This window comes from Actinoplanes hulinensis (genome assembly GCF_019429605.1).
In the GTDB taxonomy this organism is placed as follows: Bacteria; Actinomycetota; Actinomycetes; order Mycobacteriales; family Micromonosporaceae; genus Actinoplanes; species Actinoplanes campanulatus.
In genome coordinates this window covers 145,267-160,112 of record NZ_JAHXZI010000001.1, presented here as the reverse complement: position 1 = coordinate 160,112, position 14,846 = coordinate 145,267, and the positions used below count along the sequence as shown (strand labels likewise).

General features: G+C 71.2%; 10 protein-coding genes. 5 read left to right on the top strand and 5 right to left on the bottom strand.

The genetic code is table 11. The annotated features are described in order from the left end of the window. Positions 1-52: 52 nt before the first annotated feature. From KZ829_RS00780 to KZ829_RS00770, 3 genes are all read right to left on the bottom strand, one after another. Positions 53-688, bottom strand: a complete 636-nt coding sequence (locus tag KZ829_RS00780; protein ID WP_220141957.1) for a LysE family translocator — start codon at positions 686-688, stop codon at positions 53-55. A 340-nt stretch (positions 689-1,028) separates the two neighbouring features. Beyond that, positions 1,029-3,848 (bottom strand): glycoside hydrolase family 3 C-terminal domain-containing protein, encoded by a 2,820-nt coding sequence (locus tag KZ829_RS43755; RefSeq protein WP_308285288.1) that lies wholly within the window; start codon positions 3,846-3,848, stop codon positions 1,029-1,031. 205 nt (positions 3,849-4,053) lie between these two features. After that, positions 4,054-5,259 (bottom strand): ROK family protein, encoded by a 1,206-nt coding sequence (locus tag KZ829_RS00770; RefSeq protein ID WP_308285287.1) that lies wholly within the window; start codon positions 5,257-5,259, stop codon positions 4,054-4,056. Positions 5,260-5,469: 210 nt separating this feature from the next. Between KZ829_RS00770 and KZ829_RS00765 the strand changes: the two genes are divergently transcribed. Genes KZ829_RS00765 through KZ829_RS00755 form a run of 3 tightly spaced genes read left to right on the top strand, consistent with a single transcriptional unit; the run spans position 5,470 to position 9,106 of the window. Continuing rightward, positions 5,470-7,143, top strand: a complete 1,674-nt coding sequence (locus KZ829_RS00765; RefSeq protein WP_220141955.1) for an extracellular solute-binding protein — start codon at positions 5,470-5,472, stop codon at positions 7,141-7,143. Then, positions 7,140-8,174: an ABC transporter permease gene (locus KZ829_RS00760; RefSeq protein WP_220141954.1), complete on the top strand. Its 1,035-nt coding sequence runs from the start codon at positions 7,140-7,142 to the stop codon at positions 8,172-8,174. The genes KZ829_RS00765 and KZ829_RS00760 overlap by 4 nt, the downstream gene beginning before the upstream one ends. After that, the gene (locus KZ829_RS00755; RefSeq protein WP_220141953.1) at positions 8,171-9,106 is read left to right on the top strand and encodes a carbohydrate ABC transporter permease; all 936 of its coding nucleotides are present in this window, start codon (positions 8,171-8,173) and stop codon (positions 9,104-9,106) included. Before KZ829_RS00760 ends, KZ829_RS00755 begins: the two co-directional genes overlap by 4 nt. 148 nt (positions 9,107-9,254) lie before the next feature. Here the strand turns inward: KZ829_RS00755 and KZ829_RS00750 are convergent, their stop codons facing one another. Beyond that, positions 9,255-11,399, bottom strand: a complete 2,145-nt coding sequence (locus tag KZ829_RS00750) for a glycosyl hydrolase family 95 catalytic domain-containing protein (RefSeq protein WP_220141952.1) — start codon at positions 11,397-11,399, stop codon at positions 9,255-9,257. A gap of 47 nt (positions 11,400-11,446) precedes the next feature. Between KZ829_RS00750 and KZ829_RS00745 the strand changes: the two genes are divergently transcribed. After that, positions 11,447-13,357: a beta-galactosidase gene (locus KZ829_RS00745; protein ID WP_220141951.1), complete on the top strand. Its 1,911-nt coding sequence runs from the start codon at positions 11,447-11,449 to the stop codon at positions 13,355-13,357. On the opposite strand, the gene ftrA is transcribed toward KZ829_RS00745, so the two are convergent. Continuing rightward, on the bottom strand, positions 13,341-14,285 hold the full coding sequence (gene ftrA, locus KZ829_RS00740) for a transcriptional regulator FtrA (RefSeq protein WP_220141950.1): 945 nt from the start codon (positions 14,283-14,285) through the stop codon (positions 13,341-13,343). The genes KZ829_RS00745 and ftrA overlap by 17 nt on opposite strands. 71 nt (positions 14,286-14,356) lie before the next feature. Between ftrA and KZ829_RS00735 the strand changes: the two genes are divergently transcribed. Further along, positions 14,357-14,782 carry a rhodanese-like domain-containing protein gene (locus tag KZ829_RS00735; protein ID WP_220141949.1) on the top strand — a complete coding sequence of 142 codons (426 nt, stop codon included), beginning with the start codon at positions 14,357-14,359 and terminating at the stop codon, positions 14,780-14,782. Positions 14,783-14,846: the final 64 nt, after the last annotated feature.

Genomic DNA, 14,846 nt, shown 5'->3' with positions numbered 1-14,846 from the left:
TCACGGTGCGGCGGACCGGGTCGTGATCACGGTGCGGCGGACCGGGTCGTGATCAGGGTGTGGGGGAGACGGCGAGACGGATCCCGATCGTGACCAGGACGGCGCCGGTGACGGCGTCCAGGGCGCGGCGCACCACCGGCCGGGACAGCAGCCGGCGCAGAGCCGCGACCAGGTTCGCCACCACGACGAACCAGGCCACCGTCACCGCGACCGCCACCACCGAGAGCAGCAGCACATCGGCGGCGGCGCCGTCCACCGGCGCGAACTGCGGCAGCACCGCCACGAAGAACACACCGCACTTGGGATTGAGCACATTGGTCAGCAGGCCGTCCCGGAACGACGCCCACAGCCGCTTCTCCGGGCGCTCAGCCGCTGCCGGCTCGATCTCACCGCCGCCGCGCCGGGCCGCGAGCAGAGCGCTCACCCCCAGCCAGAGCAGGTACGCCGCACCGGCCAGCTTCACGACGGTGAACGCCACTGCTGACGCGGCCAGAAGCGCGGCCACCCCCACCGAGGCGGCCACCGACCACACGAACACCCCCGCGGCGACCCCTGCGGCCGCGGCCATCCCATGCCATCGCCCGGCCGCCACCGAACGCCGCACCACCACCGCGAAGTCCGGCCCCGGCGACACCGCCGCCAGCCCGATCACACCCGCGAACGCCAGTGCCTGCCCGAGACCAGTCATCCCCCTATCCTCCTGCGCCTGATTGCTCAGCGGCAATCGTCCAAGATCGGCGGAAGGTGGGCTCTGCGGCCTCTCCTGGATCTTGGACGTTCCCTCACCGTCCGCGGTGGCCGGTCGTCCAAGATCGGCGGGCATCTGGGCGGCGCGTCTCCCCCTTTCGATCTTGGACGTTTGCCTACCGCGGGCGGTGGTCGGTCGTCCAAGGTCGGCCTGGAGGTGGGCGGTGCAACCGCCTCTTGACTCCAAGGAGTGGTGGTCAATCATCCAAGATCGGCGGGGCGATGGGGGGTGGCGGCAAAGGCGGGCGTCGAGTGCGCCACCGTCCGGCTGGAAGGTGGGGTCAGCGGGTGAAGGTGATCGTGGTGACGGTGGTGCCGGGGGCCGAGTAGAGGACGAACAGGTCGTGGGTGCCGGTTACCGGGGGGACCGGGGTTGAGGCTGTCGTGTTCAGGGTGGCCAGGATCGGACCGGAGAGGGGGTCGTCGAGGCGGAGGACCATCTCGCCGGGGGCGGAGAGGGTGGCGTGGACCCGGGACGGGCCGGTGGCGCCGAAGTCGACCTGGTCGAAGACCGCCCACGCGCCGGGGCGGTCGCCGCGCAGAGCCTCGCCGGGGTGGTCCGGGACGGCTACGGGTGTCGTCTCCGCGTACCCATCGTTGTCGATCAGATGGAGTGGCGACCAGGGTGAGCGGGCCGGGATGCGCTCGCCATCGACGCGCAGCGTCCTGGTCAGGCGCCAATCGGTGCTGGAGCGGCCCACCGCGATGGTGTGGGTGGCCTCCTCGATCACCCAGCGGGAGCGGGTCACGTCCCAGAACGCCAGTTCGGCGGCGGGCAGCAGGAACTCCACCGTGGACCGTTCGCCGGGTTCGAGCCGGACCTGCCGGTAGCCGCGCAGGCGCCGCAGCGGCTGCTTGACCCGGGAACGCTGCTGACGGGTGTAGAGCTGCACCGTCTCGACGCCGGGCCGGTGTCCGGTATTGATCACGTCGACGGTGACCGTGACCTCGCCGTCCGGGCCGATCGACGCCGCGCTGACGCACAGGTCCTCGTAGCGGAACGAGGTGTACGACAGCCCGTGCCCGAACGGGAACAGCGGCGTGCCCCGGTAGTAGAGGTAGGTGGCGTCGGTGGCGATGATGTCGTAGTCGAGCAGGTCCGGCAGGTCGCCGGCATCGGTGTACCAGGTCTGGGTGAGCCGTCCGGCCGGGTCGACGGGCACACCCGACGGGTCGCTGCCGAAGAGCACGTCGGCGAGGGCCGTGCCGTGTTCCTGGCCGCCGTGCGCAGACCACACGATCGCCGGCAAAAGATCAAGAGCATGACCGATCGCGTACGGGTAGCTGCTGCTCAACGCCAGCACGGTCCGCGGGTTGGCGGCCTGGACGGCGCGCACCAGATCGTCCTGGGTGCCGGGCAGCGCCAGGTCCCGGCGGTCGGCGGTCTCCCGGCCGGTGACCAGCGGATGGTTGCCGAGTGCCAGCACCACCACGTCGGCCCCGGCGGCAACCGTGGCGGCCGCCGCCACCCCGTCGATCAGCAGGTCGACGGTGAAGACGGTGGCGTCCGCGGCCCGGGTGGCGCCGGTACGCACGAGCCCGTCCCCGCCGGCCAGAAGGTACCGCCCGCTCTGCACGTGGAACAGCGCCACACCGTCGCCGGCCGGCTCGAAGCGGAACGTCTCCCGCACCTCCCAGCCGTTCGGGCCGGGCCGGTCGTTGATCAGCAGGTGGGGTTCGGGGCCGAGCCCGTCGGCGCCGGCACACCGGCCGTTGACGACGGCCCGCAGCGAGAACGTCTCCTCCCCCCAGTCGAGCACGTCGAACAGCGTGGTGTCCCCGTCCTCATGCGAGCTGATCCGCAGTGGACCGCCCTCCGGGTCCGCCGACAGCAGGCCGGCCGGGCAGCGCAGCGCCACCCGGTCGGCGCCCTCGTGGACGAGCACCGCGTCCGCGCCGACCCGCTCGGCCAGGGCGTCGCGCAGTGTCCGGCGGTACGGCGGGGTGCCGCTGTACCAGTCGTCGAAGGTGGTGTCGCCGAGCGGGCCGAGCACCGCGATCCGCCGGGTGGCCGCCGGTTCGAGGGGGAGCAGGCCGTCGTTGCCGAGCAGCACCACCGAGGCGCGGGCCGCCTCCCGGGCCAGCGCGCGGTGCTCCGGGCAGTCGATCACCTCGGGGCCGGTCTCCCGGTACGGGTCCTCCTCCGGGTTGAACTCGCCGAGCCGTACGCGTACCGAGAGGATGTGCCGGACCGCGGCGTCCACGTCGGACTCGGTGATCAGTCCACGGTCCAGGGCGGTGGTGAACGACTCCTCGGACAGCGGCCCGGGCTCGGTGACGCAGTCGATGCCGGAGCGCAGCACGGCCGCGAACCCGGCCGGGTGGTCCTCGAACAGGTTCTGGTCGCCGGCCAGGTTCTGGACCGCGTACGCGTCGCCGACCACCATCACGTCGTCCTCGGCCCAGCCGCGCAGCACCTCGTTGATGAGCGGGCTGAGATGCGTGGGCCGGCCGTTGACCAGGTTGTAGGAGGCCATCACGGCGACCGCGGCGCCGGCGGCCAGGGCCGGGCGGAAGGCGGGCAGCTCGTACTCGTGCAGCACCCGCGGCGGCAGATTGCTGGAGGTCAGGCACCGGTCGGTCTCGTTGTTGTAGGCCAGGAAGTGCTTCAGCGTGGGGGCGGTGCGCAGCCAGCGGGGGTCGTCGCCGCGCAGCCCGTTCGAGTACGCCGTGCTCAGCACCCCGGTGAGCCAGGGGTCCTCGGCGTACCCCTCCTCGTTGCGGCCCCAGCGCGGGTCGCGCAGCAGGTTGACCACCGGCGCCCAGACGTTGAGGCCGACGTTCTCCGGGTCGCGGTGGTGCATGGCGCGGACCTCGGTGCCGACCGCCGTGCCGACTCGGCGGAGCAGGTCCGGGTCCCAGCTGCTGGCGAGGCCGACCGCCTGGGGGAAGGCGGTGGCGACGCCGAGCCACGCGACGCCGTGCAGCGCCTCGGTCCCGGTGCGGAAGGAGGCGACGCCGAGCCGGGGCACGGCGGCCTGGTGCTGGTGCAGCAGGGCGATCTTCTCCGCCAGGTCGAGCCGCTCCAGAAGGTCGGACACCCGCGTGGCGAGCTTCTGCTGCGGGTCGCGAAAGACGATGCGAGAGGGGGATTCGGTCACAACGTGTTCCTTCGGGCCAAGCCGGTCGTCGAAGCGCTTCGACTACGCGGCGAAAGAAGCCTCCGCGAGTGGTTTCGCGAATGTTTCGAACGGAGTTCCCTGAGGCTCGCACCACAGTCACGCCTCGGTCAAGGCGCGCGGGGCATGTTTGGTCATCGATTGTTACGTGCGGGATCCGCCCGGGTGCGGCCCCGGGCGGATCCGGTCACTGCTTCGCCGGCAGGCTGCCGGTGTCCACCCGGTCCAAGTGGGACACCGCGCCGCCGAGGGCCGCGGCGTGCAGGCCCAGGCGCGAGGCGGTCAGCCGGACCCCGCCCGCGTCCGGCGCCAGGGTGTTGCGGGTCAGCTCGGCCTCGGCCGCCGGGATCAGCCAGTCGGCCAGTGCCGCGTAGTGGTCGCCGAGCACGATGAGCTCGGGATTCACCAGGTTCGCCAGCAGTGCCAGGCCCTGGCCCAGATGGCGGCCGGTGTCGCCCAGTGCGGCCAGCGCTCCCGGGTCGCCGGAGCGGGCCAGCACGGCCACCTGCTCGACGGCCGGCGCCAGGTCGGTCAGCGACTCCGGATCGAAGCCGGGCAGGGCGCGCCGGACCAGCGGCTCGACACCGGCCAGGTCCTGGAGCGTGGGCGAACCGGCCGCGCCGAGCGCGAAACGGCCGATCTGGCCGGTGAAGCCACGGGAGCCGTGCAGCAGGCGGCCGTCGACCACGATGCCGGCCTCGACCCCGGCCGCGCCGGAGACGTACGTGAGATCGAGCTCGACCTGATGCCCGCCGTGGCGCAGCTCGGCGACGGCGGCCAGGCCGGCGTGGTTGGCCACCGCGACGTCCAGCCCCGGCTGGCGCAGCGAGCCGGAGAGCAGGCCGCGCAGATCGACGTCGGACCAGCCGAGCGGCGGGGAGAGGCGGACCGTGCCGCCGTCGGCGACCAGGCCGGGCACCGCCACGGTCAGGCCGAGCACCTGGCGGCCCTGCTGGCGCACCCGGGTCGCGGCTCGCTGGGCCAGGGCGGTGATCGCGCTGACTGCACGGCCCGCCCCGGTGGTGGCCGGCTCGCCGTCGAACGCCCGGTGCCACAGCAGCAGCTGGTCGCCCGCGAAGTCGACGGCCAGCGCGGTGAGCCGGTCGGCGGAGACCTGGAGGCCGATCGCCGCGTACGCCGAGCCGTCGAGGGCCAGCGTCGTCCCGGGGCGGCCGATCCGGTTGCTGGTCAGGCCGGTCTCGCGCAGCAGCCGCTGCCGGATCAGGTCGCCGGTCAGGCTGGACACGGTCGCCTTGTTGAGCCCGGTCGAGGCGGCGATCGCGGCGCGCGAGCTGGGGCCGTGGGCGCGCAGGTGCCGCAGCACCACGGCCAGGTTGGTGGCACGCACATCGGTGAAGTCGGCCGGTTGTGGATCGGCCCGGGTGGTCTTCACATCAAGCTCCGCTCTCGGCCGGGCGCCTGCTGTCCGCCTGGTCATCTTGCCGCATCACCGCGGTTCGTCGTCTCCCCTGATCGGTGCCCGCCGGATGGGTGCGCTCCCATTTGCTTCTTGTCGGGCCGTCACCGTGTCGGTTAGCTTGTCTTCGATGTACTTAGTTTAGACGCTAACCAAACTAAACCCATAACGGAAGGGTGGTGCGCCGTGGCGAATACGCTTCCGGGCGCGTCGACGAACAGGCGGAACTTCCTGGGGCTGGTCGGCCTCGGCGCGGCCTCGCTCGCCAGCGGCGGGATGCTGGCCGGATGCAGCAAGGAGCCGGGCACCACCGGCTCGGCGACCAACGCCGAGCAGGCCGCCGGCCTCGTCCCCAACTTCAAGGACTCCACCCTGGTCCCCCCGGACGTCAAGGGCGTCCGGCCGATGGCCGACGGTTACGTGAAGTACCCGACCTCGCTGGCCGACGCGGTCGCCGACAAGGCGATCACCAGCGGCAAGCCGGTCACCGCCACCACCCCCTGGTGGGGCCCCGCGCCGCCGACCGCGAACAAGCTGGTCGAGGCGGTCGGCGCCGACATGGGCGGTGCGATCAACTTCAGCATCCAGGACGGCAACACCTACGGCGACAAGCTCAACACCATGCTGGGCGCCCGGGACGTGCCGGAGCTGACCTGCATCCCGGGCTGGGAGGTCAACAAGCTTGCCCGGTTCAGCGAGGGTGTGCATGCGCTCTTCGAGGACCTTACGCCGTACCTGGCCGGTGACAAGGTCAACGCCTACCCGCTGCTCGCCGGTCTGGACACCCGGGCCTGGCAGGACTCGGTGTGGGGCGGCAAGCTGATGGGCGTCCCGTTCCCCACCGACGCGCCGTATCCGTCGGTGCTCTTCTACCGCAAGGACGTCGCCGACGAGCGCGGCATCGCGGCCCCCACCACGCTGGACGAGCTCTACGAGTTCGGCAAGAAGTTCACCAACCCCGACAAGGGTGAGTGGGCCTTCGGCGACATCTGGCTCGAGGTGCAGCAGATCTGCGGCGCCGGTGGCTCGGAGAACGGCTGGATGAAGGCCGCCGACGGCAAGGTCGTGCACCGGATGGAGACGCCGGAGTACAAGCGGGCCGTCGAGTTCATGGCCAAGATCTACGCCGAGAAGCTGGTCCACCCGGACGTGGCGTCCAGCAAGGGCGGCGACACGCAGGCCCTCTTCAAGGGCGGCAAGATGTTCATGTACGGCACGGGTGGCGGCTCCTGGAAGGAGACGTGGCGCCCGGCCGTCGCGGTCAACCCGAAGTTCAACATGCAGGCCGTGAAGGTGTTCGGCGCGGACAAGGGCAAGCCCCCGGTCCGCTGGCAGACCCGCTCGGCGATCATCTGGACCTTCATCAAGAAGGGCCTCGGGCAGGAGCGCACCCAGGAGCTGCTGCGCGTGCTCAACTACACCGCGGCGCCGTTCGGCACCAAGGAGTGGGAGCTGCAGAACTACGGCGTCGAGGGCACCCACTTCACGCGGGACGCCAGCGGCTCCCCGGTCACCAACGACCTGTGGGTCAAGGAGTTCGCGAACCAGTTCATCTTCCTCGGCGGGCGCCCGCCGGTCGTGGTCGGTGGACCGGACATCCCCACCTACGCCAAGGACTTCGTGGAGTGGGGCAACGACGCCGCGCAGTACCTGGAGAAGAACCCGTGGGACGGCATCAAGGTGGAGACGCCCACCCAGATGGCGGCCATCGCGCAGCCGACCGAGGACAAGATCACCGACATCCACCGCGGCCGGACCCCGGTGAGCGACCTCGACAAGATCGTCTCCGAGTGGCGGGCTGCCGGTGGCGACGCGGGTCGTGAGTTCTACGCCAAGGTCCTGGCTGACAACGGGCGATGAGCGAGCTTGCGAGCGAATCAGGTGCTATGCGTGCTCCATCATTAGCACCTGAGCCGCAGGTAGCGGTGAAGGCCAAGAAGGCGAAGTCGGTCTCGCGGCAGCAGCTGTCCTTCGGGCAGCGGCTGCGGCGGGACTGGCCGCTGCTGCTCATGTGCCTGCCGGCAATGCTGTTGCTGCTGGTCTTCCACTACATCCCGGCACTCGGCAACATCATCGCCTTCCAGGACTACAACCCGTTCGTCGGGGACGACCCGCTCGAGGCGTTCCTCTACAGCGAGTGGATCGGGTTCGGGAACTTCGAGTACCTGTTCAAGAACGCGGCGTTCTGGGACTCGGTGATCAACACCCTTTCGATCACCGCGTTCCAGCTGGTGTTCTACTTCCCGATCCCGATCTTCCTGGCCATGCTGCTGAACAGCATCATGTCGCCGCGCGTCCGGTCGCTGGTGCAGAGCGTCGTCTACCTGCCGCACTTCTTCAGCTGGGTGCTGGTGGTCTCGCTGTTCCAGATGATGATCGGTGGCGCCGGCCTGCTCGCGCAGACCCTGCGCCACGCCGGGTACACGCCGCCGGACATGATGACCAACCCCGAGACGTTCATGTTCCTGATCACCTCGCAGGCCCTCTGGAAGGACGCCGGCTGGGGCATGATCGTCTTCCTGGCGGCCCTCGTGGCCATCGACACCTCCCTGTACGAGGCGGCCGCCGCCGACGGCGCCGGCCGCTGGCGGCGGATGTGGCACATCACCCTGCCCGGTCTGCGGTCGGTCATCATCCTGCTGCTGATCCTGCGCCTGGGCGACGCGCTCAACGTCGGCTTCGAGCAGTTCGTGCTGCAACGGGAGATGGTCGGCCGGGAAGCCGCCGAGGTGGTCGACACCTACGTCTACTACCAGGGCATCGCCGTCCAGCAGTGGGGCGTCGGTGCGGCCGCCGGCCTGTTCAAGGCGGTGGTCGGCATCCTCCTGATCGTGGGCGCCAACAAGCTGGCACACCGGTTCGGCGAGCAAGGGATCTACTCCAAATCATGAGCGCAGACACCGCGATCCGGCCCCGCCGCAACTCGCTCCGCCCGGCGTGGGAGGAGAAACCCACGCTGATCGGCCAGTTCGGCAAGGGCACGATTCTCACCCTCGTGGTGGCGGCCGTGCTGATTCCGCTCTGGACGGTCCTGGTCACCAGCCTCTCGTCGGAGAAGACGATCAACGAGGCCGGCGGCTACGTCTTCGTCCCGCGCGAGTTCAACCCGGCCGCGTACGTAGTGATCTTCTCGGGCGGGCAGGTCACCGACGCGATCCTGGTCAGCACGTTCGTCACGATCGTCGGCACGGCCCTCAGCCTGGTCGTCACGGTGCTCGCCGCCTACGGCCTGTCCCGGCCCGGCACGCTGTGGCACCGGTCGATCCTGTTCTACTTCCTGCTGACGTTCCTGATCTATCCCGGCATGATCCCGAGCTACCTGGTGGTCACCGGCCTCGGCCTCAAGGACAACCTGCTCGCCCTGATCCTGCCGACCGCGATCAGCGCCTTCAACCTGGTGGTGCTGCGGGCGTTCTTCATGAGCATCCCCGGCGAACTGTACGACAGCGCCCGCATCGACGGCGCCGGCGAACTGCGCATCCTGTGGCGGATCGTGCTGCCGCTCTCCAAAGCGGTCACCGCGGTGGTCGGCCTGTTCTACGCGGTCGGCTACTGGAACGCGTTCTTCAACGCGATCCTCTACATCGACCGCAACGACCTGCAGCCGGTCCAGCGGGTGCTCCAGCAGTTCATCCTGGCCGGCCAGTCCCCGACCAGCTCGGGCACGGCGGTCGCCATCCCGGGCCTCGGCTCGACGATGCCCCCCAGCCTGGCGATCAAGATGGCCGTCGTGGTGGTGACGATCGTGCCGGCCCTGATCGTCTACCCGTTCATCCAGCGCCACTTCACCAAGGGCGTGATCATCGGCGCCGTCAAGGGCTGAGCTGTGCTTGATTGCTCCGCTTCGCTCCGCGGCAAAACGCCTTGTAACCGGTGTCGAGGCAGCTGGTTTTCCGCCACCGCACACCCCGCGGCGCCGGAAAACCAGGTGCCTCGACACCGGCGGCGTTTTGCGGGTTGTTCCGTGGCTACTACCTCGCGTCGGCAATGTGGTTCGGGTGACCGGCGCGTAGGTGGATCGTCTCGGTGGTGGTGGTGGTCGGTCGGCTGAGGTGGACCGTGCGGTCGGTGGGGGAGGTGAGGGTGGCCTCCCAATGGGTCGGTGACCAGGTCAGGTCTACGGTGACCGGGCCTCGGGCTACCAGGCCGCGGATGGTGCCGGTGGGCCATGCCGATGGCAGTGCCGGGAGCAGGCCGATGTGGGCCACGCCGTCCGGGCCGACGTCGCGGCTGCGCAGGAGCATCGCCACCACCAGGGCCGGGAGGCCGCCCGCCAGGTCGACGTTGAACATGTGGTCCCGGTTGTGGGTGGGCACCCGGTTGGGCCGCCAGTACGCCTCGGAGATCCGTTCCAGGGCCGCGTACGCCTCCTCGCCCAGCCCCAGATGTGCCGCCGCGACGCCGAGCAGCGCGAGCCCGTACCCCATCTCGTCGGAGGCCTCGCTCAACCACCACCGCAACCGGGACCGCACGGCCCGCACCGCGGCGGCGCGCAGCGCCGGATCCTCCTCGAACGCCGGATCGCCGCCGTAGAGGAACGGGAACAGGTGACTGGAGTGCCGGTGCTCGTGGTTGTCCGGGAAGCGCGGGTCGATCCACTCGGCGAGCTCACCGGCGTCGTTGATCCGGTACGGCGGCAGCGCGGCGAGCAGCCTCCGCCAGCGACCCTCGTCCGGGTCGTCGACGCCCAGCGTCCCGGTGATCGCCAGCAGGCCGCGGAGCAGGGCGGACACCGCCTGCACGTCCAGGCTGGCGTCCACCGCCGCCTGATCGCGGCCCTTGCCCGGGTCGTTCTCCGGCGAATAGGACGGGCTGAACCGGGCCCGCCCGTCGACGATCTCGGCGAACCCCAGGTGGAACTCGGCGACCTCGCGCAGGAACGGCAGCGCCCGGTCGGCCAGGAACGTGCGGTCGCCGGTGTGCTGCCAGTGCTCCAGGTAGAGGCGGCCCAGCCAGGCGGCGCCGGCGGTCCAGAAGGTGAGGCACCAGACCGGGCCGAAGTGGTTCTGCCGGCCGTGTGTGCCGAGGTGGGCGGGGGCGTACAGGCCGGGTAGCCCGTAGAGCCGGCGCGCGTTCTCCCGGAAGTCCTCGCGCAGGCTGTCCAGCAGGTCGAACAGCGGCGACATCAACTCGGGGACGCCGGTCGGGTGGACCGCCAGCAGGGCCGCCTGGAGGTTGCCGTCGATGGTCCAGCCGCTGCGCCACGGCGGCGACCAGGTGCCGCTCCAGACACCCTGGAGCGTGGGCGGGCGGTTGCCGGTGCTGCTGATGATCGCGTACCGGCCGGCGTCGAAGAGGTGCTGCGCCCGGATTCCGCCGAGGTCCAGGGAGACCCGCTCGAACAGGTCGCGGTGGATCTCGGCGTGCTCCTTCAGCAGGTCCTCGAATCCGCCGTCGGGCAGCGCGGCGAGGGCCTCGGCGGGTGGGCGCAGGCCGGGTGCCACCCGGGCCACGATCAACACCGATTCGGGGGTACGCCGTACGCGCACCGCCACGGTCCAGCCGTCCGGTGCGCCCGGCCAGAGGTCGCCGCCGAACCGTCCGGTGAGGACCAGGTCGTCACCGAAGTGGTCGACGGTGAACGCGATCGGGCTCTCCGGGACGCCGTCGACCGGGGCGATCCGGACCGTGCCGCCGGTGCCGGTGATCCGGACCGCCAGCACGTCCGCCGACCGGGAGACGACCGCGTCGGCCACCACCCCCGACCACTCCTGCCGCACTGCGCCGGTAGTGAAGTCGGTGCCCCGGAGGTAGCCGTCGCCGGGCCGGTCCGGGATGAAGGTGATCGTGCCGGCGCCGATGAGTGGATCGATCCAGCGCGTCTCGGCGTACCCCGGATGATCCTGAACGGCGAGGTCGCAGACCGCTCGCGCCGCGTCGCCGAAACGCCCGGTGGCGAGCAGCTCGCGCAGCCGTGGCAGGGCCGCGGCGGTGGCCGGCGCCGGAAGCGGTTCGGTGACGGGCTGGAAGAGGTCCTCGTGGGCGAGGGTGAAGCGCAACCCGGCGGGGGAGCCGTAGCAGAGCGCGCCCTGCCGCCCGTTGCCGCTGATCAGGGCGTGTTCCCAGTCCTCTGTGTACGTGCTGTCACGGAAGGACGGATTGACTTGGCTCTCCACGAGTGAATACTTTGTTTAGAGGTCAAACTAATGTCAAGGGTGGTGCGATGCTCTTCTTCGGCGGCGACTACAACCCGGAGCAGTGGCCGGAGGAGGTCTGGGCGGAGGACGTCGCGCTGATGCGGCAGGCCGGGGTGAACATCGCCACGGTCGGCGTGTTCTCCTGGTCGAATCTGGAGCCCGAGCCGGGGCGCTACGAGTTCGGCTGGCTGGACCGGGTGCTGGACCGGCTGCACGAGGGCGGCGTCCGGGTCGCGCTGGCCACCCCGACCGCCTCGCCGCCGCCCTGGTTCACCCTGGCACACCCGGAGGCCATGCCGGCCGGCGCCGACGGGATCCGGCTCACCCACGGCAGCCGGGACACCTACTGCGTGTCGGCGCCCGCCTACCGGGCCGCGGCGCGGAACATCGCGGAACGCCTGGCCGAGCGGTACGCCCACCATCCGGCGCTGGCCATGTGGCACGTGCACAACGAGTACGGCACCGACTGCCGCTGCGACACCACGGCCGCGGCGTTCCGGACCTGGCTGGCGAAGAGGCACGGCGACCTGGACTCGCTGAACGAGTCGTGGACCACGGCGTTCTGGAGCCAGCGCTACTCGGACTGGGCGCAGATCACGCCGCCGCGCGCCACCCAGTACCTGCCGAACCCCGCGCAGGTGCTCGACTTCCGCCGGTTCCTCTCCGACGAGCTGCTCGGGGCGTACGTGGAACAGCGCGACCTGCTGCGCGCCGCCAACCCGGACGTGCCGGTCACCACCAACTTCGTGCAGGGCGGCTGGGTGAGCGTCGACCACGCGCGCTGGGCGGCCGAGGTGGACGTGGTGGCGGTCGACCACTACCCGGACGACGCCGGGCCGGGCGCCGAGGAGGAGACCGCCTTCGCCGGGGACCTGGCCCGCGGCTGGGGTGGCGGATCCTGGCTGCTCATGGAGACCGCGCCGAATTTGATCTACACGCGCGGCCGGATGCACGCCAAGGAGCCGGGGCGGCTCACCCGGCACAGCCTCGGCTACGTGGCCCGGGGATCGCGCGGGGCCATGTACTTCCAGTGGCGCCAGCCGCGCGGCGGGGCGGAGCTGTTCCACTCCGCACTGGTCCCGCACGCCGGCCCGGACAGCCCGGTCTTCCGGGAGGCGGTCGGGCTCGGGCGCACGCTCAAGAGCCTCGCGCCGGTCGCTTCGGCCGCACCGCCCGCGTCCCAGGTGGCGCTCACCTGGGACGCGCCGTCCTGGTGGGCGTTGCAGGCGCCGGCCCTGCCGTCCGCCGACATCGACTACCCCGGCGCGGTCCGGCAGGCGCACCGGGCACTGTTCCGCGCCAAGATCCAGACCGATTTCGTCTTCCCGGGGGTGTCCACAGGCCTCGGCGACTACCGGCTCATCGTGGCGCCGCACCTCTACCTGGTCTCGGACGAGGCGGCGGCCGCCTTCCGCGACTTCGTGGCGGCCGGCGGGCATCTGGTGGTGACCTACCTGAGCGGGATCGCCGAACCCGACACCCGGATCCGGCTGGGCGGCTACCCGGGCGCGTTCCGGGAGGTCCTCGGTGTCCGCGTGGTCGAGTGGCATCCGCAGCCCGCCGACGTGACGTTCGCCCTGGACGACGGCACGCCGGTGAACCGCTGGATCGAACGGGTCGAGACGGCCGGCGCTCTCACCGTCGGCCGCTACGCGGACGGTCCGCTGGCCGGGGCGCCCGCGGTCACCCGCCACCGGTACGGGCAGGGCGCCGCCTGGTACGTGTCCACTTCTTTCAGCGACGACGGGTTGCGGGCCCTACTGACCCGGATCGCCACCGAGGCCGGGGTGGAGCCGGTGCTGCCCGGCCTGCCCGATCAGGTGGAGGCGGTCCGCCGGGGCGACCTGATGTTCCTGTTCAACCACGGGATCACCCCGGCCCGGGTCGGCGAGGTCACCATCCCGGCCGGCGGCGTGCGTTTCATTCCGGCGCGTTGAAGGCCCGCCGGTAGGCCGACGGGGACGTGCGCATCGTCTGTCCGAAGTGGTGCCGGTAGGTCACGGCGGTCTCGAAACCGACCGCCGTGGCGATCGCCTCGATCGGGGTTCGGGTCGTCTCCAGCAGTGGCAGGCTGGCGTGCACCCGCCGGTCGATCAGCCAGCGGATCGGCGTGCTCCCCGTCGCACGGGCGAAATGCCGCAGGTAGGTGCGCTCGGACATGTGCGCCTGCCGGGCCAGCGTGGCCACCGTGATCGGCTCGGCCAGGTTGCCGAGCGCCCAGTCCATGCTGCGGGCCACCCGGGCGTCCTCCGGATCGGCCGCCACCGGCGCCTCCACGAACTGGGCCTGCCCGCCGTCCCGGTGCGGCTGGACGACCAGCCGGCGGGCCACCGCGTTGGCGATCGACGGGCCGTGGTCGAGACGGACCACGTGCAGGCAGAGATCCAGGCCGGCGGCGCTGCCCGCGCTGGTCAGCACGTCGCCGTGGTCGATGTAGAGCACGTCGGCGTCGACCTCCACGGCCGGATGGCGCTCCCGGAGCGCGTCCGCGTACCGCCAGTGGGTGGTGGCCCGGCGGCCGTCCAGCAGACCCGCCGCGGCCAGGGCGAACGCGCCCGAGCAGATGGACATGATCCGCGCGCCCCGGGCGTGGGCGGCCCGCAGCGCGGCGATCAGCTCCGGTGAGACACCGGCGTTGACCCCCGGCACGATCACCGTTTCGGCGGCGGCGAACACGTCCAGCCCGTACTCGGTGTGCAGGGTCGCGCCGCCGACCACCCGGACCGGGCCGGGCGTCTCGGCGCAGATGGTCAGCTCGTACCACGGCCGGTCGAACTCCGGCCGGGGCAGCCCGAAGACCTCGCTCACGATGCCCAGTTCGAAGACCGACATGCCGTCGTACGCCAGGACCGCCACCGTTCGCATGGCGGGATCTTAGCGATCGGCGTCGTTCACGCCACTGTGCAGGTTTCCGTGCGGGCGGCACGATCAATGCCATGACCAGCGCGATCGAGCACTTCCAGAACCGGCTCCGCTTCGAGACCGACGTGAGCGACGTCCACCACGACCTGGAAGCCGGCACCCCCGGCCTCGTGGTGATCGACTCCCGCGGCACCGAGTCGTGGGACCAGGGCCACATCCCCGGCGCCGTCCACCTGCCGACCCGCCAGATTGCGGCCCGCGCCGCCGAAATCGTCCCGCCGGGCAGCGCGGTCGTCACCTACTGCTGGGGCCCGGGCTGCAACGGCGCGACGCGGGCGGCGCTCGAGTTCGCCAAGCTGGGCTACCCGGTCAAGGAGATGATCGGCGGCTACGAGTACTGGGCCCGCGAAGGCTTCCCCACCGACGGCCCGGCCGGCCGCTCCAGCCGCCCGGTCGACGACCTGACCGCCCCGGTCGGCGCCGCCTGTGGTTGCGCCTGAACCCACAACCATTTTCCGGTACGCCCGACCCCGTCCCGTCCTTTCAGGACAGCCCCGCCCTGCC